The sequence below is a fragment of the Agrobacterium sp. 33MFTa1.1 genome, from assembly GCF_004328495.1.
In the GTDB taxonomy this organism is placed as follows: Bacteria; Pseudomonadota; Alphaproteobacteria; order Rhizobiales; family Rhizobiaceae; genus Agrobacterium; species Agrobacterium pusense.
In genome coordinates, this window is sequence record NZ_CP036358.1 from 51,628 (window position 1) to 75,774 (window position 24,147).

The window sequence follows — 24,147 nt, forward strand, 5'->3', positions numbered from 1 at the left end:
ATATAAAGGGCCGCTGGTATCGCCAGCGGCCTTCTTTATTATCAGCGTCCGTCAAAGACGCGCGAAACGCTCCGTCAGCAACTCGAAGAAACCATCCGCATCCACCTTTCGCATCACGCGGGCATTGGCGGGGCGATCCGTCACGCGCCACCAGTCCACCACGGTAATGCCCATGGTCAGTTCGGAATGGACCTCGATCTCGACATTGCATTCGCGGCCCTCGAACAGTTCGGGCTTGATGAGATAGGCAATAACGCTTGGGTCATGCAGCGGACCGCCATCCGAACCGTACTTCTCGATGTCGAACCGCTCGAAGAATTCCAGCATTTCCGCCATGGCGATCGCCGGCCTCGTGCCGATCTCCCGAATGCGATTGACGCGTGCCTTGGTCGTCAGCAACTGATGCGTGACATCGAGCGGCATCATGACGATGGGCATGCCGGAGCGGAAGACGATGTCGGCAGCCTGCGGATCCACATAGATGTTGAATTCCGCCGCGGGCGTGATGTTGCCGCCCTCGAAGAAGCCGCCGCCCATCATCACCAGTTCTTTGACGCGATCAGCGATCTCCGGCGCCTTCAGGAGCGCCAGCGCCACGTTGGTCAAGGCCCCGAGGGTGCAGAGGGTAACGGTGCCCTCAGGCTCCCGCATCACCGTCTCGATGATGAAATCGACCGCGTGCTGCTTTTCTGCCTCCATGGTCGGTTCGTCGAGAACCGGGCCGTTGAGACCTGTACTGCCGTGAACATGTTCGGCGGTGATGGGCCTGCGCACCAGCGGCTTTTCGGCGCCCTCGTAAACGGGAATGTCGGTGCGACCGCACAATTCGCAGATGATGCGAATGTTACGGCTTGTCAGCTTCAGGGGAACATTGCCGGCAACTGCGCACAACCCCAGAATTTCGATGTCTTCCGGGCTGCCGAAAGCCAGCATGATCGCGGCTGCGTCGTCCTGTCCGGGATCGGTGTCGATAATGATTTTTCTGCGTTCTGCCATGTCTTGCCCGCCGTTGAGATGAGCGCTTTTTTCGAGCCGCGGGTGCTCACTTGTCAAGCCTCATTCCTGCCGCCGCTCACCGGTCACTTTGACTTGCGCATCGCGGTTCGGCTTCCCATATTGCAGGGGCCGGTGCGATTGACCGGCGAGGTTGCCGGAAGCGGGGCCGCTAAACGTCGCTTGGTTGCAAGGACAGAACAGATATGAGCCGCATGACGCCATTTACCCACCCGCTTTTGCTGGGTTTCGATGCCATGGAAAAGACGCTGGAGCGCATGGCGAAGGCCAATGACGGCTACCCTCCCTACAATATTGAGCGCCTGCCCGGCAGCGATGACGTACCGGAACGCCTGCGCATCACCATTGCCGTGGCGGGGTTCTCCGAGGATGATCTCGACGTGACGACGGCTGATAATCAGCTCGTCATTCGCGGACGCCAGCAGGAACAGGAGAAGCGCGATTTTCTCTATCGAGGCATCGCGGCACGCCAGTTCCAGCGCGTCTTCGTGCTTGCCGATGGCATGCAGGTCAGGGCGGCGCGCCTGCGCAACGGCCTTCTTTCCATCGATCTGGTCCGGCCCGAAATTTCAAACGTGGTAAAGAAAATTAATATTTCCGTCTCAGAGTAGACCATGAACGCCGGAATCGGACATGAATCGCTCGGCGTGAAGAAGGAGGCTGAAATATGCTTTTGAAAGAAGCGCATGCGCGTCTCACCCAATCCCAGCTCGCCCATATCGGCGAAGGAGAAGTGGGATATATCCGCAAGATCCGAGCGGAAGACGTCAGCCGCTGTTTCCCGGAGGCGCCCGATCTCGATCCGCAATTGGACCTTTGGGCATTGTTCGGCGCGGACGGGACGCCAATTCTCCTGACAGACAATCGTTCGAGCACCTTCTTCAAGGCGGCGGAAGACGATCTTAAAACCGTCAGCCTGCATTAAGAAAAAGCCCGCCGGTTGAGCGGGCTTTCTGCTTTTTTGGATTAGAGGAACGGCCGGTCCGGCATGTCGTCGATGGAGATGACGCCGTCCTTGTTCTTGTCCAGCCGTTCGAACATCTTTTCTCCAGCGGCGGCGAATTCGGCCTTGCTGACCTGGCCGTTCTCGTCAGTATCGGCCCAGCGGATCAGCGCGAAGCCGCCACCTTTACCGCCGTGCTTGCCCCAGCCCTGATGGCCGAAACGACCACCATGGTCACGCTCGGCACGCTTGCCCTCAGGGGCTTTGGCTTCATCCGCCTTGGCCTCTTCCCGCTCGGGGCGCGGGTGAGCGGCCCGGAAGGCCTCCATCTTTGCCTGACGATATTCGCGCATTTCCTTTGGCGTGATCGAGCCGTCCTTGTCCTTGTCGATCTCAGCGAACAGGTCATCCTGACGGGCGGTGAATTCCTCCTTGGAAATCTTGCCATCCTTGTTCGTGTCGGCCACCTTCAGCAGGTGAACGAAGGCAGCCTCCTGGCGGATCGGCATGCGATCCTTATGGCCTTTACCAGGTGCGGCGAAACTGGCCGTTGCGGCCGTGCTGAGCACAAGGGCTGCGCCAAGAGCAGACAGGGCGATTTTGCGTGTGGTCATCGTCATTACCTTTCTTTGGTGTCCCTGAAGAAAAGATAGTGACGTCCAGCAAGCCCCACCACTTAAACATCCGTAAGGTGCATGAAGCTTCGGTAATGTTCGCTACTCAGCGGGCGATGGTTTTTGTCAGGAACCCGGTCAGATCGTCGGTAACGTAGTCGATATGCTCATCCGTCACATCAGGGATTTCCCAGCGTTCCATGATGACGCCCTCAAGATTTGATGGCACGAGTAGCACGGTCTTCATGCCCAGCGCTTTCGGGGCCGCGAGATTGCGCGGCAAATCCTCGAACATCGCAGCCTTTTTCGTATCGAGTTTTGCAAGTGCTGCAAACTTCTCGTAGGTTGCGCTGGCAGGTTTCGGCAAATAACCCGCGGCGACGATATCGAAAATATCCTCGAACTGATCGAGAATGCCGAGCGCTCCGGCGGCAGCCTGCGCATGCTTGACGCTGCCATTGGTGAGGATGAACTTCCGACCCGGCAAAGCCTTGATGGCCTCACCCAGTTCCGGATGCGGTTTCAGCGCCGAGTAGTCGATTGCATGGGCGCGTTCCAGAAACTCGTCCGGGCTGATGCCGTAATGGATCATCAGGCCCTGCAGTGTCGTGCCGTGGTCGTGATAATAACGCTTCTGCAAGGCGCGCGCTTCGTCGGGGTCGAGCTTCAGAAGCTCCGCCACATAGGCCGTCATGTTGCGGTCGATCTGGGAAAACAGATTGACGTGATGCGGATAGAGCGTGTTGTCGAGATCGAAGACCCATTCGCTGACATGGGCGAAATCGGCGGCGTCTGGCAGGTTTTTCGGCTTTGTGTCCATGGGCAGCTTTATGCCTGTTTCGATAGCGGAAGAAAATCGAAAAGAGGACGATTGATCAGAAATTCGGGCTTGGCTGCGGCCTCGCGCGCATGATACCGCCAAAGCCATGGAACTCTGGATAGGCATTACTTTCGCAAGCGCGTTTTTGCAGAACCTGCGCTCGACTTTGCAAAAACACCTCAAGGGCATGATGGGCACCACGGGTGCAACGTTTGTGCGCTTCGTGTTCGGCATGCCCTTCGCTCTCGCCTATCTTGCATTCCTGCATCTTGGGCTTGGGCGTCCGCTGCCGGTGCCGAACATGGCCTTCGCCGTGTGGGCAACGGTCGGGGCCATGGCGCAGATCGCCGCCACATTCCTGCTGGTACACCTGTTCTCTTTCCGCAATTTCGCTGTCGGCACGGCCTATTCCCGCACGGAGCCGGCACAGGCGGCGCTGTTTGCTCTCATTTTCATAGGCGAGAGCGTCACGGGCGGTACATTGGCGGCGATAGCGATTTCGGTTGCCGGCGTCATGCTGATTTCCGTGGCGCGCACGGAAGTAACGCCCGCTTCCTTCCTGACCTCGATCTTCAGCCGAACGGCGGGTATCGGCCTCGCCTCGGGTGCGTTCTTCGGACTGTCGTCTGTTGCCTATCGGTCGGCATCGCTGGCGCTAGCACCAAGCCTGCCCGCCTCGGATGCGATGATGCAGGCGGGCTTCACCCTCGTCATCGTCATCGTCATGCAGACGGTATCGATGTTCCTGTGGATCATCTGGCGGGAGAGGGAAGAACTGCGGCGCATCGCCAGGGTGTGGAAACCGTCGCTTGCGGTCGGTTTCGTGGGTGCCACGGCCTCGTTCGGCTGGTTCACGGCAATGACCCTGCAGCAGGCCGCCGTGGTGAAGGCACTGGCGCAGGTGGAGATGCTGTTCGCCTTCGCTTCGACCGTGCTTTTCTTCAAGGAGAAGATCAACCGGCTTGAACTGTCCGGTTGCCTGCTGATTGTGGTCGGTGTGCTGTCGCTCCTGGCATTCGGCTAATACCTGATGTGGCGGACAGATTTGCCGTCCGCCACCCTGAAGCACATCAGGGCACGATGAGCGTGCCGGCGCCTTCGGTGAAGATTTCCAGAAGCACCGAATGTGGCGTCTTGCCGTTGAGGATCACCACGCCCTGAACACCAGCCTTGATGGCGTCGATGCAGGTCTCGACCTTCGGGATCATGCCGCCGGAAATGGTGCCGTCCTTGATGAGGGCGCGTGCCTGCGAGACGGTGAGCTCCTTGATGAGTTCCTTGTTCTTGTCGAGAACGCCGGGAACGTCGGTGAGGAACAGCAGACGCGAAGCGTGAAGTGCACCCGCAATCGCGCCGGCGAAGGTATCGGCATTGATGTTGTATGTCGCGCCATCGCGGCCAGGGGCGACCGGTGCGATGACCGGAATCATTTCCGATTTAGCGAGCAGGTCGAGCAGTGTGCGGTCGACTTCCACGACTTCGCCGACGAAGCCGAGGTCGAGCACGCGCTCGATGTTGCTGTCGGGGTCGATCACGGTCTTTTTCGCCTTCTCGGCGAAGACCATGTTGCCATCCTTGCCGCACAGGCCGATGGCCCATTCGCCCGTCTGGTTTATGAGGGCGACGATTTCCTTGTTGATCGAGCCGGCCAGAACCATTTCAACGATCTCGACCGTCTTGGCGTCGGTGACGCGCAGGCCGCCCTCGAATTTTGACTCAATGCCCATCTTGCTCAGCATGGCGCCGATCTGCGGGCCGCCGCCATGCACGACGATGGGGTTGATTCCCGACTGCTTCAACAAGGCGATGTCTTCCGCGAATGCCTTGCCAAGCGTGGAATCGCCCATGGCGTGGCCGCCATATTTCACCACGATGGTCTTGTTCTCGTATTTCTGCATGAAAGGCAGAGCCTGTGCGAGCAGCCGCGCCTGAGTTTCGCTTTCGGAAGACGTCATCTAAAAACCTCGGTCTGTGGTTGCGGCCGTTGAAGCCTGTCACCGCTCTAAAGCAAGTCTTTGACGGATGAAATAACCTCCGGGCCTTATTGTGTCGGCTGCGGTCAAATTTCTTTTTTTTGCCTGTTCCGGCCCTGTAATGAGATTGACATAAAGGGCCAATGGGACCAGCCTTGCTGATGAAGGGGAGGGATTAATTCAGGGTGATGGAGATGTCTCGCGCCGTGGAAATGGTGCACCTGAACGACCGAGGAGTGATTAAATACATGACGGCACCCGATCGAGACAAGCAAAGCGGTTTGCGGGACGAAGTGCTCGCGGGCGAATATGTGCTGGGTGCCCTGCCGCCGGAAAGCATGGCGGAGCTTGCCAAGCGCGTAAAACGCGACAGGCAGTTCGCGGCCATGGTCAGGCGCTGGCGTGACAATCTGGCGGAAACCGAATATCGCGAAAATGCGACCGTCGCTGCGTTGCTGGAACGGGACCCCCGCCGATCCGGTCTGCCATTCAGGAGCCAGCCGTTGCGGAGTGGCAGCATGTTCGCAGCCATGCTCTCGGAGATCTGGCATTCCGTGCGCTTCTGGCGCCTTATGGCTTTGACGGCGATGCTCTGGACCGCCGTTCTGCTTTTCACCATCGCCTGAGAGGCACGCCTCTCAAAGAGAGATCGTTCTGATGATCTCGGCCCGCAGGTTATCCAGCCCGACTGATTTTTCCGAGGATGTGGCGAGAACTTCCGGATAGGCGGCAGGGCGCTTGCGGATTTTCTCAAGCGTTTCGCCAATCAGCCGCGGCACGCCGGCATCCTTGATCTTGTCCGTCTTCGTCAGCACGATCTGGTAGGACACGGCCGCCTTGTCGAGGAGGGTCAGAACCTCCTCGTCATTCTTTTTCACGCCGTGGCGGGAATCGATCAGCACGTAGACGCGCTTCAGCGTCGCACGGCCGCGGAGGTAATCGAAGACGAGCTTCGTCCAGGCATCGACCTGATCCTTGGGGGCCTGCGCATAACCGTAACCGGGCATGTCGACCAACGCCATCGGCGGAAGATCGCCCTCAGCACCGGAGTAACCATCGGGAACGAAATAATTCAGTTCCTGGGTGCGTCCCGGCGTGTTGGAGGTGCGGGCAAGCCCTTTGTGGCCCACCAGCGCATTGATGAGCGAGGACTTGCCGACATTCGAACGACCGGCGAAGGCAATTTCCGGCGGCCCTTCAGGCGGCAGGAATTTCATCGCGGGGACGCCGCGAATGAAAATCCAGGGTCGTCCGAATAGTGGCTTTTCGGTTGCCGCGCCGGTTTCACTCATTTCGATTGCACCGGCTTTCGCTTGAACAGCCCTTTGATGTTATCGAACAGCTCAATCTTGGCGCCCTGGCGCTTCATGATGACCGCCTGCTGGGTGATGGAGAGCGTATTGTTCCATGCCCAGTAGATGACCAGACCGGCCGGGAAGGAGGCCAGCATGAAGGTGAAGATCAGCGGCATCCAGTTGAAGATCATCGCCTGCGTCGGATCGGGCGGCGTCGGGTTCATGCGCATCTGCAGGAACATGGTGATGCCCATGACAAGCGGCCAGACACCGATCATCAGGAAGTGCGGCACATCGTAAGGCAGAAGGCCGAAGAGGTTGAACAGCGATGTCGGATCCGGCGCGGAAAGGTCGTGGATCCAGCCGAAGAACGGCGCGTGCCGCATTTCGATGGTGACGTAGATGACCTTGTAGAGCGCGAAGAAGACCGGGATCTGCAGCAGCATCGGCCAGCAGCCGGCAACAGGATTGATCTTTTCTTCCTTGTAGAGCTGCATCATCGCCTGCTGCATGGCCATGCGGTCATCGCCATGCTTGGCCTTCAGCTCTTCCATCTTCGGCTGCACGCGCTTCATGTTCGCCATGGAAGCATATTGCTTGCTGGCGAGCGGGAAGAAGAGGGCCTTAACGACGATGGTGGTGAGCAGGATCGCTACGCCGAAGTTACCAAAATAACGGAAGAAGAAATCCATCATTTTGAACATCGGCTTGGTGATGAAGTAGAACCAGCCCCAGTCGATCAGAAGGTCGAACTTCGGAATTGCGTAGGTCGTCTCGTATCGGTCAACCAGCGGCACTTCCTTGGCGCCAGCGAAAACAAGGCTCTTCAGCTCGATCGACTGGCCGGGCTCGACCGTCATCGGGTCACTCTTGAAATCTGCCTGATAGCTCGGCTGATTGCCGGTGATGTGCGAATAACGGGTTTCGAATGGCGTCGTCTGGGGCGGAACGATGGCCGCAGCCCAATATTTGTCAGTGATGCCGAGCCAGCCGCCGGTCGCCTTGGCAACCGTTACCGGTGCTTCTTCGACGTCCTTGTACTTTTCTTCCGTCAGGCTGCCGTCTTTGCCCGAAACGCCGAGAAAACCTTCATGGATGACGAAGACCGGAGGAACTGCGGGCTTGTTGTTACGCGTCACGCGGCCATAGGTGGCGAAGGAGATGGCCGCTTGGCCGGGGTTCTCAACCTTGTCGGCGACCGAGATCATGTAATGCTCGTCGATCGAAACCGTACGGGAGAAAATCACACCCTTGGCATTGGTGTAGGTGAGGGTGACGGGCGTGTTTTCCGTCAGCTTGTCGCCGCTTGCGAGCGTCCAGACGGTGGTCGGACCGGGAACGCCGCCGACTTCCTGCGCTGCAACGTAACCGAGCTCGGTGAAGTAACCGTCCTTGGTGTCAGCGGGCGAGAACAGCGTGATGATCGGGCTCGAGTCATCGACGGTCTCATGGTAGTCCTTGAGCCGGATGTCGTCAAAGCGGGCGCCGGTGAGATTGATCGAGCCGGCGATGGCGTTGGTGTCGATGGCCACACGCTGGGTTCTTGCAATCGACTCTTCGCGGGTTGCCGTTGCGGCAGTCTGCGGTGAGGAGGCGGGCGGTGCGCCTTCAACGGCAGCACCTGGTGCGGCGCCCGGCGCCGGCTGCTGTTGCTGCGTGGTCTGCTGCTGCGCCTGGCGGGCCTCTTCGGCGCGGCGCTGCTGCTCGATACGCGGATTCATGTAAAGGAATTGCCAGGCGAGGACGATGACAACCGAAAGGGCTATCGCGATGAAGTAATTGCGGTTCTTTTCCATCATTCTTTCCTGGAGCGGGTCTCCTGGGACCGTTTCGGTTTCGCCGTTCCTTCAATGCGCTCGGCAAGGAGAGACTGAAGTTTCGGGAAGGCCGTATCAAGCACATCCCTGCGGGCGACAATCACATAGTCATGACCGGGCTTCATTGCGACCCCGGCAGAAAGCCTGACGGCTTCCTTCAGACGGCGGCGCATGCGATTTCGCTCGACCGCGTTGCCTTGTCTTTTTGTTACGGTGAAACCGACGCGAGGCTCGGTTTCCGGGGATTTCCGATCAAGTACTTCCAGAAGAAAGGTGCTTCCCCGCCGTTTTTCACCTGCCTGAACGGCAAGAAACTCCGACCGGTTTTTAAGCCGGCCGGGGCTTTTCTTAGTCTCGCTCATGTGCCCACGACTTTCATCGGGCCACAGATCGGCAATTAAGCCGACAGACGAGCGCGGCCGCGCGCACGGCGGGCTGCGAGAACCTTGCGGCCGCCGGCAGTAGCCATGCGGGCACGGAAACCATGACGACGCTTGCGAACAAGCTTGGACGGTTGGTAGGTACGCTTCGACATTTATTTAATACCGCGGTGTGCGGCCCTTCTTGAATTTGCAATTATTTGCAAGAGCGTTTCGTTTTTTGCACGGCTAAACCCGCCTGGGCGAGCTTTCAATGGCCGAGCGTGCGCGGCTTATAAGGGCATAGGCCAAGCAAAGTCAATTGCCGAAGGGGTTTTCGCCCTTCACCTTTTGCGGAAAACGCACCGCGATTTCTCTTGTCGACGACAGATGAGGGCCGATTCCCATCCGCAATCGATAAAATCTGAAATTCTTTCTTAAGGCCGCATTGATAAATCTTGTGACGCGAAAAGTTATGCCAGCTTCCCATTTTCATAGCGCAGCTGGTTTTTGTTGGGGGAACGAAATTGAGAATTCGCGGTCGTATCAATCTACTTGTCGGGCTGATGAGCCTTGTTGCCTGTACCATCGGCGGGCTGTCCATCTATGCGATCAACGAATTCTGGGTTCGGTCGCACCATTTCGAGCAAGCGGCCGAACGGGCTTACAAGGGCGAAGCGCTCAACCGTCTGGTAACGGCAGTCGTCATGGAGGCGCGTGGCATCTATGCAGCGGCGGACATTGCTGCGGCCGCACCCTTTGCCGACGGCATGGTCAAGAACCTCGACGCCATGGACAAGCTCATTACCAGCTGGGCACCGCTCGTGCCGGCGGAACAGAAGGCTGGTTTCGACAAGCTTGCCGGCCGCTCGAAGGAATTCCGGACTTTCCGCCTGGAGACCGTCCGGCTGGCTAAGGAAAGCGGGCCGCAGGCGGCGAGCCAGCAGGGCAACAACGAAGCAAACCGCGCCAATCGCAAGGCCTATCAGGCGGAGATCGACAGTATCGTGAAAAACGACATTGCCGAGCTTGAAGTCGTCAAGGCGGGGGTCGACGCTTTCAGCACTGCCATATTCTGGGTGATTGTCGCGGTGACTGTCGCCGGCGTGGGGGCGGGGGCTGCTTTCGGCCTCTATATCGGAACGCGTCAACTGAGTGCGCCGATCCGCCGGGTGTCCCAAGTCATGAGCGAGGTGGCCGACGGAAATCTGGATGCGGCAGTTCCCTACCTTGGGCGCAAGGACGAGATCGGCGAAATGGCCGCGGCCGTCGAGGTCTTCAAGACCAATGGCCGCGAAGTGCGCCGCATGAACGCTCAGGAATCCGCCATGCGGGCCAAGAGTGACGACCTGCAGGCCGGCATGGCCGTTGTCGTCGATGCCGCCGCCGCAGGGGATTTCAGCCGCCGTATCAACAAGGATTATGGCGACGACAACCTCAACCGTTTCGCAGCCACGATCAACGCCCTGCTCATCGGGGTGGACAATGGTGTCTCCGAGACCAGCCGCGTCATCGAAGGTCTTGCGCGGGGCGATCTGACGGAGAAGATGGATGGCGAGTTCCGCGGCGTGTTCGCCGAACTCCAGTCGAACGTCAACCAGACGCTGGCCAAGCTGCGGGAAACAATGCGCGAAGTGCGCAGCAGCACGGAGGGTATCAGCGGTAATGCCGGCGAATTGCGCTCGGCCGCCGATGATCTTTCCAGGCGAACGGAACAGCAGGCCGCGGCGCTCGAGGAAACATCCGCCGCTCTGGACGAGATCACTGCCGTCGTCCGAAATTCCACCGACCGCGCCCAGGAAGCCAGTGCCATGGTGGCTGAAACCAAGCAGAAGACCGAAGAATCCGCCAATGTCGTACGCGATGCCGTTTCGGCGATGGACCGTATAGAGCATGCGTCGCGGGAAATCAGCCAGATCATCAATGTCATCGATGAAATCGCCTTCCAGACCAATCTCCTTGCTCTGAATGCGGGCGTGGAAGCGGCCAGGGCCGGCGAGGCAGGCAAGGGTTTTGCAGTCGTCGCTCAGGAAGTGCGCGAGCTCGCACAGCGCTCGGCAACGGCGGCCAAGGACATCAAGGCGCTGATCACCAAGTCCGGTGAGGAAGTCGGGCGCGGGGTATCGCTGGTCCAGAGAACCGGCAGCGCTTTGAGCGAGATAGAAACGCGCGTCCTGGCGATCAACGAGCATATCCACTCCATAGCTACCGCGGCGAAGGAACAGTCCACAGGCCTGCACGAGGTGAATACCGCCATTAACCAGATGGATCAGGTTACACAGCGTAATGCCGCCATGGTGGAGGAAACCTCGGCCGCAACCCATAAGCTCAGCAGCGAGGCGGACCATCTTGTCACGCTGGTGACCCGCTTCAATGTCGGCGCGGATGGTGTTCAGCGGAACCTTCGCGCCGAGACCGCGTCGCGTCCGGCCCGCGCCGCGCAGCCCATGCGGCCCGTTGCAGTGTCAGACAGAACGACGGCGGTGGCTTCTCCGGCGCGCAAATTGATGAACAGCGTCAGCCGGGCACTTAGCGTTCAGCCAGCCGCAGCGCCGGCGCAGGGGGACTGGCAGGAATTCTGACGGGGTTGCCTGATAACTAAGCCGCCTTTTGCTTCAGACGCCGCCTTGTGGCGGCGTTTGTTTTATTGCGATGAAAACCTTGCGTCGCAGCGCATTGGAAAAAAATCCGTTAGGTCCTATTATCGTTGGTGCATATAAACCGAGCCGTTCAACCGAAGCGGCGGCGCGCATACAGGATCAGGGCCCGGTGTTTTCTAAAGGCGTAGACAGCTTGGACCGCACGGAAGATAATCCGGCGCACGGCATGCCGGGATTGACTGCCGGTCTTTCCGGGCGGCTGCTGTTGCTCACGGTCATTTTTGTCATGATCGCGGAAGTGCTCATCTTCGTGCCTTCCGTCGCCAATATGCGCCTGTCCTGGTTGCGGGATCGTCTGAATACGGCTGCCGCGGCCGGCGCGGTGATTGACGGACTGCAGGCCGAATTGCCGCGAAGTGTGCAGAACGATACCCTGATGGCGACAGGGGCAAAACTGATAGCCCTGCGCAAGGACGGTACGTCGCGGCTGCTGGCGGCTGCGGAAACGCCGCCCGGCGTCGATGAGCAATATGATCTTTCCGATGTGTCGCAGGTGGCCGCAGTACGGGATGCCTTTTCCACCCTGCTGTTCGGCGGTAACCGCGTCATCCGCGTTTTCGATGTCGTTGGCGACAGCGACACCATCATCGAACTGGTGCTGGGCGAGAACAAGCTCAGGGCTGCCATGCTGGCCTATGCCCGCAATGTGTTCCTCATTTCCATCGTTCTGTCGCTGATCACCGCCGGCCTCATTTTCATCTCCATCAACCGCATCATGATACGGCCGATACGCCGGCTGACGCTCGGCATGCAGAATTTTTCGGAAGATCCTGGCAACCCGGAGCGGATTTTCGTGCCGGAGGAGGGAACGGACGAGCTGGCCGTTGCCGGGCGTCATCTCGCCGATATGCAGACGGAACTGCAGAAAACGCTGCGGCAACAGAAAAACCTCGTGGATCTCGGCCTCGCCGTCTCGAAGATAAACCACGACATGCGCAACATCCTCTCGTCCGCGCAGTTGATGTCTGACCGTCTGGTGGATGCAAAGGACCCGATGGTGCGAAGCTTCGCGCCGAAACTGCTGCGTACCATCGACCGTGCCGTTGCCTATACCGGCGAAGTTCTGGCCTATGGCCAGGCGACGGAAGGTGCGCCGAAACGCAAGATGGTGCAGTTGAGCCTTCTGGTGCGGGACGTGCGCGATATCCTGGCGCTGGAGCCGGACAGCGGTATTGAATTCCGCGACAGCGTGCCCGCGGAGCTGACGGTGGATGCGGATTCGGAGCAGCTATTCCGGGTAATCCACAATCTGTGTCGCAATGCCGTCCAGGCCCTGCAATCCGATGCCGCCAATGCCGCGCCGAGGTATCTTTCCATCTCGGGCCAGAGGGCCGGCAGCGTCGTCAGCATCGTGATCGACGATAACGGTCCGGGTATGCCGCGGAAGGCCAAGGAGAACCTGTTTTCCGCCTTCAGGGGCTCGGCCCGTTCCGGCGGCACCGGGCTCGGCCTGGTCATCGCCCGCGAACTGGTGCTGGCCCACGGCGGCACCATCGCGCTTGTCGAGAAGCCGGGCCCCGGCACGCAGTTCCGCATCGAAATCGCCGATCGCGCCACGACGGTGCAGGCGGCCAGAACCGCCTGAAAGACCCCCAGCCGGATAGTCCAGCGCAGCCTTCATACCCGCTGGATGATATGCGGCTCATGCGCTCTCGAAAACGCACGTTTAGGAATGTCGTTTATTTTCAATGCGATAATTGAATTGCTGCGGAAAAATGACAATTTCGAAGCAAAATCGCTTGCAATCGGAATGAGGACGTTTTAGAGGATCGCCACGCCACCGGAAACGACCGGAACGGCACGCACCCGTAGCTCAGCTGGATAGAGCACCAGACTACGAATCTGGGGGTCAGGAGTTCGAATCTCTTCGGGTGCGCCATTTCCTTTCTTAAAAACAAGCATTGAAACACGCGATATTTCTAGCCTCGTATGCGGCTTGGATGAGCAAGTCCGTTCCGCCAGATTCCTCGGCCCCTCTGGCACGCGGCAGGACCGAACGAATTCCACACATCCCGAATATATGTTAAAATCATCCGATCGTGAGATGGCTCGGGGTGAAAGCCATGCTGGAAGCGGATAAGGTATTTGCGGGGTCGATTCCGGAAAATTACGACCGCTATATGGTGCCGTTGATTTTCGCACCTTTCGCCACTGATCTGGCGCGGCGGGCGGCGGCCTTGATGCCGGTTGATATTCTGGAGGTCGCTGCAGGAACCGGCGCCGTCACGCGCGAACTCACGTCCCGACTATTGCCTGCCGCCAGCTATGTGGTGACCGATCTCAATCAGCCTATGCTCGACTTCGCCGCGTCGCAGCAGGCACCGGATCACCGCATAAAATGGCAACAGGCCGATGCCCAGCTCCTGCCTTTTGCAAGCGCTGTCTTTGATCTTGTCTTCTGTCAGTTCGGCGCAATGTTCTTCGGTGATCGGCCGTCGGCCTATCGTGAGGCAAAGCGGGTGCTGAAGCCCGGCGGGCATTATTTATTCAATGTCTGGGATCGCATAGGGGAAAACCACTTCGCAGATGAAGTGACAAACGCGTTGGCGCGCCTGTTTCCCGATGATCCACCCCGCTTCCTGGCACGCGCCCCGCATGGTTATCATGATGTGGCCGCGATCCGTCGCGAACTGGAGGACGCGGGGTTTTCCCGGGTGACGACCGAGACGGTGGCGGCGCAAAGTCGGGCCGCTTCGCCCCGTGTTCCGGCGGTCGCTTATTGCCAGGGAACGGTTCTGCGCACGGAAATCGAGGCAAGGGCCCCCGGAACACTGGATGCTGCGACAGATTACGTCACCGCAGCCATTGAAGCCCGCCATGGCAGCGGTGAGGTTACCGGCAAAATTCAGGCGCATGTGATTCTCGCCGCATTATAAGTCTGCGCCCCCAGCGATTTTCGGTTCACGGACAAGCGCGGAAATACCCATCAATATTAGTGGTTTTGAGTAAAGGCCCATTCATCGCGGTTTCCGATTGTCCGATATTTCCGGGCTTTCGCGTGTCATCGAACTTTCCTCAAACCTTCGTCATATTGTCATACAATATAAGCATATGCGCTTCAGAAAAGGAGCGCAGAATGACGCCACAATCACTTGAACTTTCGGGCATCGGCAAAGGCTTCGGCGCCGACGATGTTCTGAAAGAGATCGATCTTTCCATCCGCCCCGGAGAGTTTTTGTCCCTGGTTGGCATGTCGGGCTGTGGCAAGTCCACGCTGCTGCGCATCATAGCAGGGCTCGAAACGCCGGATCGCGGTTCGGTGTCCATCGGCGGACAGGATGTGACCGAGATCGATCCGAGCGACCGTAATCTCGCGATGGTGTTCCAGTCCTACGCCCTTTATCCGCATATGAGCGTGCGCCAGAACATCGCGACGCCGCTTAGGATGCGCCGTTTGCCCTTTGCCGCGCGGCTACCGCTGATCGGGCGGTTTGCGGCCCCGGCCGAAACGGTGAGAGAGATCGAAGCAGCCGTCGAGCAGGCGGCCGAGACGCTGCAGATCGCGCATCTGCTGGATCGCAAGCCGGCGCAGCTTTCCGGCGGCCAGCGTCAGCGTGTTGCGCTTGCCCGGGCACTGGTCCGTTCGCCGGCCGCCTTCCTCATGGACGAACCGCTCTCCAATCTTGATGCGAAGCTTCGCGCCCACATGCGCGAAGAGCTGGCCGGCCTGCACCGGCGGCTCGGCGCAACTTTCATCTATGTCACCCATGACCAGATCGAAGCCATGACGATGTCCGATCGTATCGCGTTGATGTCTGAAGGTCGTATCGAGCAGCTTGGCGCGCCGGATGAACTCTACCGCAAGCCCGCCACGCTCACCGTCGCGCGCTTCATCGGCACGCCCTCCATCAATCTGCTGCCGGTCGAAATCGCCGCCAGCGGCAAGGTGACGGCTTTCGCCCGGGATCTTGGTCTCGAAGCCGCGGGCCGCGACGCCGGTCCCGCAACGCTTGGTCTTCGCGCAGAGGATCTGCGTCCCGGCGCGGAAGGTTTGGCCGTGCGTGTGGTCCGCAGCGAAACCCATGGCGCAGACCGCTTCGTGAGTTGCCGTCTTTTAAGTGATGAGACGGTGGCCGTAACCCTGCGACAGGGTGCCGGCGAAACGCTTGGCGCTGATGCGGATGGCGTCATGACCCTCGGTTTTGTGCCGGAGCGCGCGCATCTTTTCGCCGCCGATGGTCTCCGCCGCAAGGTGACCGTTCGCGAGCAGGTGCCGGCATGACGGCGGTTGATTTTTCTGGCGCGGCGCCTGCCAGCGCTCGCCCGCGGCTTTCAAAGGCTGACCGGCGGATGATCCGGCGCGGCCTGATCTTTGCGGCACCCGCAAGCTTGCTGCTTCTGGCGATCTATATCGTGCCGATGCTCGTTCTCGCCGGTTTTTCCGTCACGGATTATCAGCTTGGCGCGCTGTCCACGCGCTTTGTGGGACTGGGAAATTTCGTCAAGGCGTTTCAGGATCCGGTTTTCCTGCGTGCCTTGACGAATACGGCCATCTACGCTGCCATCGTCATTCCCTTCGGCGTGTTTCTGGCGCTCGGCGTAGCCTTGCTTGTCTATAATCGCAAGCGCAGCCGCGCCTTCTGGGAAGTAGCTTACTTCCTTCCGGTCACCGCAACGCTGGTGGCCATGGCGACCGTTTGGCAATTCCTGCTCCATCCATCGCTCGGCCCGGTGAATGCGGCGATCAAGTGGATGGGCTTCGAGCCCGTCGCTTTCCTCTCCAACCCCGTTCTCCTTATCCCTACCATGGCGCTGATGGGCGTCTGGCAAATACTCGGCTTCAACATGGTGCTGTTCCTTGCCGGTCTCACCGCCATTTCGAAGGATTTGCACGAGGCGGCGCGTCTCGATGGCGCGAAGAACCCGGTGGACCGCTTCCTGACGGTGACATGGCCGATGCTCGGACCGACGACCATGTTCGTTGTGGTCACCACCTCCATCTCGGCCTTTAAGGTGTTCGAGACGGTGGCAGTGCTGACCAAGGGCCGTTTCGGATCGGAGACGTTGCTGTTCGATCTCTATCTCGAAGGTTTTGAGTATTCCAACACCGGTTATGCCGCCGCGCTGACGGTGATCTTCCTCGCAATCGTACTGGTGCTTTCGATCGGCCAGACGCTGCATATGGACCGGAAGGTGCATTATTGATGGCCGCACTCCGCAAATATCTTCCGCATCTTGTGTTGGCGCTCGGCGCTTTCCTGATGCTCCTGCCGTTCTACTGGATGGTGCTGACGTCAATCCGTTCGCCGGCGGAAATATTCAACGTTTCGCTCTGGCCGATCCCGGAGAAATTCGACGCGGCCGATAATTACACCCGTGCAGCCGGGCAAGTGCCCATGGCACGCTTCATGCTCAATGGCGTCATCGTCTGCGTCGGTATTCTCGTCGTCCAGATACTGACATCTGTGCCGGCGGCCTACGCTCTGGCGAAACTGCGGTTCCCGGGCCGCAAGCTGCTTCTTGGCCTGGTCGTCGCCGCGCTCTGCGTTCCCATCCAGGCCCTTGCGCTGCCGCTTTTCGTCGGTCTGGCAAAGACGGAGCTGCTGAACACCTATTTCGCGATGATGATGCCCTTCTTTCTCTCCGTCTTCGCCATCTTCCTGTTCAATCAGTCCTTCCGCAGCTATCCGGATGAAATCATCGAAGCGGCACGCATGGACGGCTTCTCTGAAATGGAGATCTGCTGGGGGCTTGTGCTGCGTGGTTCGCTGCCTTCACTCGCCGCCTTCTCGGTCTTTTCGCTCGTCGCCCACTGGAACGACCTTTATTGGCCGATGATCGTTATCTCTGACACCAATCTCGCGCCACCGCCGCTTGGCATGATGTTTTTCGCCGATGTTGAATCCGGCGCAAATTACGGTGCGCTGATGGCGGGCGCGACACTGATTACCGCGCCGATGGTGCTGTGCTTCCTCCTGGCACGGCGGCATTTCATCGCCGGTATTACCATGACCGGCGTCAAGTGACGCCGTTCAGACTTCCTCCTCCCAACCTCTCTGGAGACTGACATGAAACTAAACCGACGCGCTGTGATGGGCGGTCTGGCCCTTGGCATGGCTTTTGCGGGCCTCGCTCAGCCGGTTTTCGCCAACGAAATCACGCTCAATGTTCTCTACAACCTGCCGGGCTTCACGAAATTCCATCAGCCGCTGGCCGATGAATTCATGAAGAAGAACCCGGACGTGAAGATAAACTTCCTCGCTCCGGCTGCCGGTTATAACGAAGGCCAGCAGCAGGTTCTGCGCTCTGCCGTTACCGGTAATCTGCCCGACGTTTATTTCTCGGGCTACAATCTGACGGCGGAACTGGTGCACACGCTCGCACCGCGCAACCAGATCACCGATCTCGGCCCGTTCATTCAGGCTGAAGGCGGCCAGGCTTTCCTCGACAAGAACTACAGCCCGAAGATGGCGGCACTCGGCCAGATCGACGGCAAGCAGTATGGTCTGCCGGTCAACGCTTCCTCGCCGATCATCTACATCAACTCGGACCTCGTCACCAAGGCCGGCGGCGACCCGGACAAGATGCCGACGACCTTTGCGGAGCTCATCGCTCTTGCCAAGAAGATCAAGGCTCTCGACCCCAAGTTCGCTGGCATGAGCTACGACATCAACGGCTGGCCGGATGACTGGCTGTGGCAGGCGCTCATTGTCGAACAGGGCGGCAAGCTCGTCGACGAGAAGACCAAGACCGTTGCCTTCGACAACGAGATCGGCCTCAACGCCCTGAAGATGACCCGCCAGTTCGTCACCGAAGGTGGCCAGAACCTGCTCGATTGGGACCAGTCCCGCCAGCAGTTCGGTGCAGGCCTCACCGGCTTCATCTTCTCAACGCCCGCTCACGTTCAGACAATCCAGGGTCTGGTCGGCGATCGCTTCAAGCTGAAGACGGCGACCTTCCCGCTGGACAACAAGGAAAAGGGCGGCGTTCCGACCGGCGGTAACTCTGCCGTTATCCTGACGCAGGACAAGGCCAAGCAGGATGCTGCCTGGAAATACCTGAAGTGGATCACCGGTCCGGAAGCGCAGAACACCATCGTTCGCATCACCGGTTACCTGCCGACCAACAAGCTGGCAACCGGCCCGGACTTCCTCGCTCCTTATTACGTCGAGAACCCGAATGTGAAAACCGCTTCGCTTCAGGCTGACCGTTCTCTGCCCTGGGCCGGTTACCCCGGTGGCGATTCCGTCCGCATCTGGCGCACCCAGCGCGATATCATCGGCACCGTCATGCGCGGTGAGGTGACGCCGGAAGCCGGTCTCAAGCAGATCGTCGAGCAGACCAACGCCCTGCTGAAATAATCAGCACCATCGAGAGGCTGCGGGAAATCCGTTCCCGCAGCCATTTTGCGCAGGAAGCCCCAAATGAAGATTATCCAGATCACCGATACCCATCTTCTGCTGCCCGGCGTCGCCATAAATGGCGTCGACCCGGAAAAGCAGCTGCGCGCGGCAATCGCCGATATCGTTGAAAAACACGCCGACGCCGATCTTCTTGTCATGACGGGCGATCTTTGCAATTACGGTGAGCCGGAAGCCTATGAGCTGCTGCGCGGCATCCTCGCGTCGGTCTCCATGCCGGTGCGGCTGATGCTCGGCAATCACGATCGCCGCCCGGAATTCGTGGCCGCCTTTCCCGAACAGCCTCGCGACGATAACGGTTACATCCAGTCCTTCATCGACACCGATTTTGGTCGTTTACTGTTTCTGGACAGCCATGAAGCCGATGTCATAGGCGGCATGTATGGTGAGGATCGTCTGGCATGGCTGGAGAGCGCGCTGGAAAGCGCGGGCGAGTTGCCCGTGACGGTTTTCATTCACCACCCGCCGATGGATTGTGGCATCCGCCATTTTGAACATATCGGCATGCACGATGACGGAGCTGTCATGCGCCGGCTCGCCGCTCACCCGGCCGGTGTGCGTCACATCATCTTTGGCCATATCCATGTGCCAATGGCAGGCACGACGGCCGAAGGCATCGCTTATAGTTCCGGTCAGGCCTGCGCGCATCGCTTTATCACCGATATCGACGTTGTCGATCCCCTGTGGACGGGCGGCAATCCCTGTTACCGGGTCATAAGCCTCGGCGCGTTCGGCCTGCGTGCCTATGATGTAGAAGTGGGGCAGGTCGTGCTTGGGCGGGCGCCTGTCTGCGAAGGCCCCTGACGAGATGCTTTTTCCTCACTGCGATGACGCGAAGTGGGCTCGTCACTCCTCGCCGATCACGGCGTAACGGAAGTCTCCTGCCGATCGCAGGGCCGGTATGGTGTGAGGGCCTGCCAGCCTGTCGCGACGATGCGTCACTTACTGTCGCTGAACGGGATTTGATACGCAGAAGTGATGGTTCCCTTCTTGCCCTTGATCTATGTCAGTTTGATCGATGAAACTGCACGCCATAGTCGCCGCGAGATGGGCGACCGAATGCCGTGCCATCGTGATTGCAGATCATGGAGAAGTGCATGCTTGAAAAGCGTATTCGCAACGCGTCCCTTTTGAACCGGATCGTCAGTGCCGAAGAGGCCGCCAGTCTCATTCGGGATGGCATGACTGTGGGCATGAGTGGCTTCACGCGTGCCGGCGAGGCCAAGGCGGTGCCGCTGGCGCTGGCGGAGCATGCCAAGCTGCATCCCATGAAAATCACCCTGATGACGGGGGCATCGCTGGGCAATGATCTCGACAAGACCATGGTCGAGGCGGGCATGCTGGCGCGTCGCATGCCGTTCCAGTCCGATCCGGCTTTGCGAAAGGCGATCAATGACGGCAAGGTCATGTTCATTGACCAGCATCTCTCCGAGACCGTCGAGCAATTGCGCGGCGGTCAGATTCACGGCGTCGATATCGCCATCGTTGAAGCCGTGGCGATCACGGCTGAAGGTGGCATCGTGCCCACCACCTCCGTTGGCAATTCCGCGAGTTTCGCCATCCTGGCCGATAAGGTGATCGTCGAGATCAACCTGTCCCAGCCCGAGGTGCTGGAGGGGCTGCACGACATCTTCATTCCCGCAAAACGTCCAACCCGCATGCCCATCCCGGTGGTGGCGACGGATAGCCGTGTCGGACTACCCTTCATTCCGGTGCCGCCGGAAAAGATCGCCGCTATTGTCCTGAGTGACAAGAGCGACAGCTTCTCGACAGTGCTGCCGCCGGATGATGAAACCAGGGCCATTGCCGGCCACCTCACTGAATTCCTGCTGAACGAGGTGCGTCAAGGCCGTATGACCCACGAACTTCAGCCGCTTCAGGCCGGCATCGGCACGATCGCCAATGCTGTGATGCACGGTTTCATTGATACGCCGTTTCACGATCTCAAAATGTATTCGGAGGTACTGCAGGACTCCACATTCGAACTTTTCGATGCGGGCAAGCTGACTTTCGCGTCGGGTTCGTCGATCACCTTGTCCTCCGCCATGAATGAGCGGGTCATGCCGCGTCTGGCCGAATATAAAAGCAGGCTCATTCTGCGCCCGCAGGAGGTCAGCAATCATCCCGAAGTTATCCGTCGCCTCGGTATCATCGGCATCAACACGGCGCTGGAATTCGATATTTACGGAAACGTCAATTCGACCCATGTCGGGGGAACGCATATGATGAACGGCATCGGCGGCTCGGGGGATTTTGCCCGGAACGCCTATATGTCCATCTTTGTCACCAAGTCTATCGCCAAAGGCGGCGCCATATCGAGCGTCGTTCCCATGGTCAGCCATGTCGATCACACCGAACATGATGTCGATATCCTCGTGACCGAGACGGGCCTTGCCGACCTTCGTGGCCTTGCGCCTCGTGAACGCGCAGCGGTCATCATCGAGAACTGCGTGCATCCGGCCTATCGTGATGCGCTAACGGACTATTTCCAGCGGGCAGTCTCGCGGGGAGGGCACACGCCGCATCTCATCGAAGAAGCGCTTTCGTGGCATGGCGCCCTGCGTGAAAGGGGCACCATGCTGCCGCAGAAATAGCGGCGGATCAGGAATCCAGCCTGAGGTATCGGACGCGCCCACGCGAAATTGGGTCCGTTTGGACACACCGGGATGGAAATCATCCGCCACTTCGCTGTGGTTGCTGGCGCGTCAGTTCCGCCTCCGGTAGAAAATCCTCTCTCTCGGCAGCGACCCGGCTGCCTCAGGGTTGCAGGAGAGTGATGTAATGCCCATTCGCTTCGTCGCCATGATCGCGATTGTTGCCCTGCTTGCCGGTTGCGGTGGGCGGCCGATCGGAGTGATGACGCCAACGGGACAAACAGTGGCCGGTACGACGCCGGTGAATCTCCTTGTCGCGACGACACGCGCGCCGTCTGACAATCCTGCGGTTCTTTTCGGCGGCGAGCGGGGTACGGGGCTGAAGGTCGACGCGGTCACCGTCTCGATACCGCCAGACGCCAACCGCAAGGTCGGGCAGGTGCAGTGGCCGAAGAAGCTGCCGCCCAATCCGCTGAAGGATTTCACTACCGTTGCGGTCGAGCCCATCCGCTCCGAAGCCGAGACGCGAAGCTGGATCGGCCGGCATATTGAAAAGGACCGCCGCGTGCTGGTCTTCGTGCATGGTTTCAACAACCGCTACGAGGAATCCGTCTATCGATTTGCCCAGATCGTCCATGATTCCAGAACCGATGTCGTGCCCGTCGTCTTCACCTGGCCGTCACGCGCCAGCATCTTCGACTATAATTACGACAAGGAAAGCACCAACTATTCCCGTGACGCGCTGGAAGAGATGCTGACGCGGCTGGCGAAAGACAAATCCATCCGTGAAGTCACGGTCATGGCGCACTCCATGGGCACCTGGCTTGCAGTGGAGGCGTTGCGGCAGATGGCCATCCGCAATGGCCGCGTCGATCCGAAGATCGGCAACGTCATTCTGGCAGCACCTGATCTCGACGTGGATGTCTTCAGCCGCCAGTTCGCGAGCCTCGGCAAGACACCACCGAAATTCACGCTCTTCGTTTCGCAGGATGACCGCGCGCTCAGCCTGTCGCGCCGCATTTCCGGCAATGTTGACCGTCTTGGCCAGATCGATCCTTCCGTTGAGCCCTACAGCAGCCAGCTGGAAAAGGCCGGTATCACGGTTCTCGATTTGACGAAGCTGCAATCGGGTGACCGCCTGAACCACGGCAAGTTTGCCGAAAGCCCGGAGGTCGTGCGTCTGATCGGCGACCGCCTCATCGCGGGCCAGACCGTGACGGATTCTGATGTCGGCCTGGGCGAAGCCTTGGGCGCCGTCAGCATCGGTGCCGCGCAGACGGTGGGAACAGCAGCGAGCGTTGTGGTCAGCGCGCCAATTGCTGTGTTCGATCCCCGCACGCGGGAAAACTACGGCAGGCAGGTGGAGCGGCTTGGCCGCTCGGTGGAAAATACCGTGGGATCGGTGGGTGATACGGCCGGCTCCGTGGTGGACGATCAGGCGCTTCAGTCGTCAAGGATCAATTGCGATGCCGCTGCCAATCGAAACCGGGCGGAATGCCGCAATCGCTAAACTGCGATGCGTTAGGGGCAGCGGGAACGCTAGGCGCTTTTTGTCACAGAGCGTCGCAGATTTGTATACAGCTTGTATTTTTATCTGTATGGTCGGTCGACAACCCTTTTCGGAGTAAGACCCCATGCGTTGGAAACGCACCCTTCAGCTTCTCGATGTTCATTGCGAAGGCGAAATCGGCCGTGTCGTCACCGGCGGCGCGCCGAAAATTCCCGGCAATACGGTGGCTGAACAGCTTCACTGGATGAATACCGACCCAAAGGGAGAGGCGCTTCGTCGCTTCCTGACGCTGGAGCCGCGCGGCACGCCCATGGGCTCGGTCAATCTTCTGCTGCCGCCGAAGCATCCGGATGCGCACGCCGCCTTCGTCATCCTTCAGCCGGACCAGGCGCATGCCAGCTCCGGATCGAATTCCATATGCGCGACGACTGCGCTTCTGGAAAGCGGCATGGTGGAGATGCACGAACCGGAAACCGTCATCATTCTGGAAACGGCGGCCGGTCTGGTGAAGGCAACGGCCACCTGCCGTGACGGGCGCTGCGAAAAGGTCAAGTTGACCATGGTGCCGTCTTTCGTGCATGCGCTTGATGTCAGCATCGACACACCCCAATGGGGCAAGGTGACGATGGACATCTCCTATGGCGGCATTTTTTATGCGCTGGTGGATGTGCGTCAGATTGGTCTAACGATCGAAAAAGCCAATGCCGCAAAGCTGGTCTCTGCGGGCATGATCCTTAAGGATTTGGTGAACCGCGAAATGACCGTTGTGCATCCCGAAATCCCCGCCATATCGGGCGTGGCCTATGTGATGTTCCGCGATGTGGACTCCGATGGCTCCATCCGCACCTGCACCACCATGTGGCCCGGCCGGGCGGATCGTTCGCCCTGCGGCACGGGCAATTCCGCCAATCTCGCCACGCTTTATGCGCGCGGCAAGGTGAAGGTGGGCGACGAGTATAAATCCCGCTCGATCATCGGTTCGGAATTTGATGTCGGCCTTTCCGCCGTCACCGAGGTGGCGGGCCGTCCGGCCGTCATTCCCACTATCGCGGGTCGTGGTTTCACCTTTGGTCTCCATCAGGTCGGCCTCGATCCTTTCGACCCATTGGCCGATGGTTTTGCCATGACCGACGTTTGGGGTCCGGAAGCGGGCAACATCTGAAGCGCGCTTCAAAAAAATGACATTT

At 59.3% G+C, this 24,147-nt stretch carries 23 protein-coding genes and 1 tRNA gene; 16 read left to right on the forward strand and 8 right to left on the reverse strand.

The genetic code is table 11. The features are described 5' to 3' along the window. Window positions 1-51 precede the first annotated feature (51 nt). Complete coding sequence (locus EYD00_RS00250; protein ID WP_034496100.1) at window positions 52-996, reverse strand: nucleoside hydrolase; 945 nt, start codon at window positions 994-996, stop codon at window positions 52-54. 203 nt (window positions 997-1,199) lie between these two features. On the opposite strand from EYD00_RS00250, the gene EYD00_RS00255 reads away from it, so the two are divergent. Further along, window positions 1,200-1,625 carry an Hsp20 family protein gene (locus EYD00_RS00255; RefSeq protein WP_004439657.1) on the forward strand — a complete coding sequence of 142 codons (426 nt, stop codon included), beginning with the start codon at window positions 1,200-1,202 and terminating at the stop codon, window positions 1,623-1,625. A gap of 56 nt (window positions 1,626-1,681) precedes the next feature. Beyond that, window positions 1,682-1,939 carry a BQ00720 family protein gene (locus EYD00_RS00260; protein ID WP_003503706.1) on the forward strand — a complete coding sequence of 86 codons (258 nt, stop codon included), beginning with the start codon at window positions 1,682-1,684 and terminating at the stop codon, window positions 1,937-1,939. A 41-nt stretch (window positions 1,940-1,980) separates the two neighbouring features. On the opposite strand, the gene EYD00_RS00265 is transcribed toward EYD00_RS00260, so the two are convergent. Continuing rightward, on the reverse strand, window positions 1,981-2,577 hold the full coding sequence (locus tag EYD00_RS00265; protein ID WP_034496098.1) for an EF-hand domain-containing protein: 597 nt from the start codon (window positions 2,575-2,577) through the stop codon (window positions 1,981-1,983). A 100-nt stretch (window positions 2,578-2,677) separates the two neighbouring features. Then, window positions 2,678-3,391, reverse strand: a complete 714-nt coding sequence (locus EYD00_RS00270) for a pyrimidine 5'-nucleotidase (RefSeq protein ID WP_004439667.1) — start codon at window positions 3,389-3,391, stop codon at window positions 2,678-2,680. 106 nt (window positions 3,392-3,497) lie between these two features. Between EYD00_RS00270 and EYD00_RS00275 the strand changes: the two genes are divergently transcribed. Beyond that, the gene (locus EYD00_RS00275) at window positions 3,498-4,415 is read left to right on the forward strand and encodes an EamA family transporter (RefSeq protein WP_004439670.1); all 918 of its coding nucleotides are present in this window, start codon (window positions 3,498-3,500) and stop codon (window positions 4,413-4,415) included. A 46-nt stretch (window positions 4,416-4,461) separates the two neighbouring features. Here the strand turns inward: EYD00_RS00275 and argB are convergent, their stop codons facing one another. After that, window positions 4,462-5,346, reverse strand: a complete 885-nt coding sequence (gene argB / locus EYD00_RS00280; RefSeq protein WP_004439672.1) for an acetylglutamate kinase — start codon at window positions 5,344-5,346, stop codon at window positions 4,462-4,464. 266 nt (window positions 5,347-5,612) lie between these two features. Here argB and EYD00_RS00285 point away from each other — a divergent pair, with 266 nt between their 5' ends. Continuing rightward, window positions 5,613-5,990 carry a hypothetical protein gene (locus tag EYD00_RS00285; protein ID WP_034496327.1) on the forward strand — a complete coding sequence of 126 codons (378 nt, stop codon included), beginning with the start codon at window positions 5,613-5,615 and terminating at the stop codon, window positions 5,988-5,990. Window positions 5,991-6,002: 12 nt separating this feature from the next. On the opposite strand, the gene yihA is transcribed toward EYD00_RS00285, so the two are convergent. Genes yihA through rpmH form a run of 4 tightly spaced genes read right to left on the reverse strand, consistent with a single transcriptional unit; the run spans window position 6,003 to window position 9,011 of the window. Then, window positions 6,003-6,656, reverse strand: coding sequence for a ribosome biogenesis GTP-binding protein YihA/YsxC (yihA, locus tag EYD00_RS00290; protein WP_004439676.1), 654 nt, complete (start codon window positions 6,654-6,656; stop codon window positions 6,003-6,005). Further along, window positions 6,653-8,455 (reverse strand): membrane protein insertase YidC, encoded by a 1,803-nt coding sequence (gene yidC, locus EYD00_RS00295; protein ID WP_004439678.1) that lies wholly within the window; start codon window positions 8,453-8,455, stop codon window positions 6,653-6,655. Before yidC ends, yihA begins: the two co-directional genes overlap by 4 nt. Beyond that, window positions 8,455-8,838, reverse strand: a complete 384-nt coding sequence (gene rnpA / locus EYD00_RS00300) for a ribonuclease P protein component (RefSeq protein ID WP_004439680.1) — start codon at window positions 8,836-8,838, stop codon at window positions 8,455-8,457. Before rnpA ends, yidC begins: the two co-directional genes overlap by 1 nt. A gap of 35 nt (window positions 8,839-8,873) precedes the next feature. Continuing rightward, complete coding sequence (rpmH, locus tag EYD00_RS00305; RefSeq protein WP_003493611.1) at window positions 8,874-9,011, reverse strand: 50S ribosomal protein L34; 138 nt, start codon at window positions 9,009-9,011, stop codon at window positions 8,874-8,876. Between the two features lie 351 nt (window positions 9,012-9,362). Between rpmH and EYD00_RS00310 the strand changes: the two genes are divergently transcribed. The 12 genes from EYD00_RS00310 (at window position 9,363) to EYD00_RS00365 (ending at window position 24,122) form a co-directional block, all read left to right on the forward strand. Beyond that, complete coding sequence (locus EYD00_RS00310; protein ID WP_004439682.1) at window positions 9,363-11,417, forward strand: methyl-accepting chemotaxis protein; 2,055 nt, start codon at window positions 9,363-9,365, stop codon at window positions 11,415-11,417. 244 nt (window positions 11,418-11,661) lie between these two features. Continuing rightward, window positions 11,662-13,080, forward strand: coding sequence for an ATP-binding protein (locus EYD00_RS00315; protein ID WP_006698926.1), 1,419 nt, complete (start codon window positions 11,662-11,664; stop codon window positions 13,078-13,080). Window positions 13,081-13,297: 217 nt separating this feature from the next. After that, window positions 13,298-13,374, forward strand: a tRNA-Arg gene (locus tag EYD00_RS00320). 184 nt (window positions 13,375-13,558) lie between these two features. After that, a complete protein-coding gene (locus tag EYD00_RS00325; RefSeq protein ID WP_034496094.1) occupies window positions 13,559-14,371 on the forward strand; it encodes a class I SAM-dependent methyltransferase in 813 nt (270 codons plus the stop codon). Window positions 14,372-14,571: 200 nt separating this feature from the next. After that, window positions 14,572-15,717, forward strand: a complete 1,146-nt coding sequence (locus tag EYD00_RS00330; protein WP_004439687.1) for an ABC transporter ATP-binding protein — start codon at window positions 14,572-14,574, stop codon at window positions 15,715-15,717. After that, the gene (locus EYD00_RS00335) at window positions 15,714-16,640 is read left to right on the forward strand and encodes a carbohydrate ABC transporter permease (protein WP_004439689.1); all 927 of its coding nucleotides are present in this window, start codon (window positions 15,714-15,716) and stop codon (window positions 16,638-16,640) included. The genes EYD00_RS00330 and EYD00_RS00335 overlap by 4 nt, the downstream gene beginning before the upstream one ends. Continuing rightward, window positions 16,640-17,461, forward strand: coding sequence for a carbohydrate ABC transporter permease (locus EYD00_RS00340; protein WP_004439691.1), 822 nt, complete (start codon window positions 16,640-16,642; stop codon window positions 17,459-17,461). The genes EYD00_RS00335 and EYD00_RS00340 overlap by 1 nt, the downstream gene beginning before the upstream one ends. Before the next feature lie 42 nt (window positions 17,462-17,503). Beyond that, window positions 17,504-18,796 carry an ABC transporter substrate-binding protein gene (locus EYD00_RS00345; protein WP_004439693.1) on the forward strand — a complete coding sequence of 431 codons (1,293 nt, stop codon included), beginning with the start codon at window positions 17,504-17,506 and terminating at the stop codon, window positions 18,794-18,796. Between the two features lie 63 nt (window positions 18,797-18,859). Next, entirely contained in the window at window positions 18,860-19,660 is an 801-nt protein-coding gene (locus EYD00_RS00350; protein ID WP_004439694.1) for a phosphodiesterase, read from the forward strand. Window positions 19,661-19,953: 293 nt separating this feature from the next. Further along, the gene (gene scpC / locus EYD00_RS00355) at window positions 19,954-21,450 is read left to right on the forward strand and encodes a succinyl-CoA:acetate CoA-transferase ScpC (RefSeq protein WP_004439696.1); all 1,497 of its coding nucleotides are present in this window, start codon (window positions 19,954-19,956) and stop codon (window positions 21,448-21,450) included. 187 nt (window positions 21,451-21,637) lie between these two features. After that, window positions 21,638-22,960: an alpha/beta hydrolase gene (locus tag EYD00_RS00360; protein WP_004439698.1), complete on the forward strand. Its 1,323-nt coding sequence runs from the start codon at window positions 21,638-21,640 to the stop codon at window positions 22,958-22,960. Window positions 22,961-23,084: 124 nt separating this feature from the next. After that, window positions 23,085-24,122, forward strand: coding sequence for a 4-hydroxyproline epimerase (locus EYD00_RS00365; RefSeq protein ID WP_004439700.1), 1,038 nt, complete (start codon window positions 23,085-23,087; stop codon window positions 24,120-24,122). The last annotated feature ends 25 nt before the right edge of the window (window positions 24,123-24,147 follow it).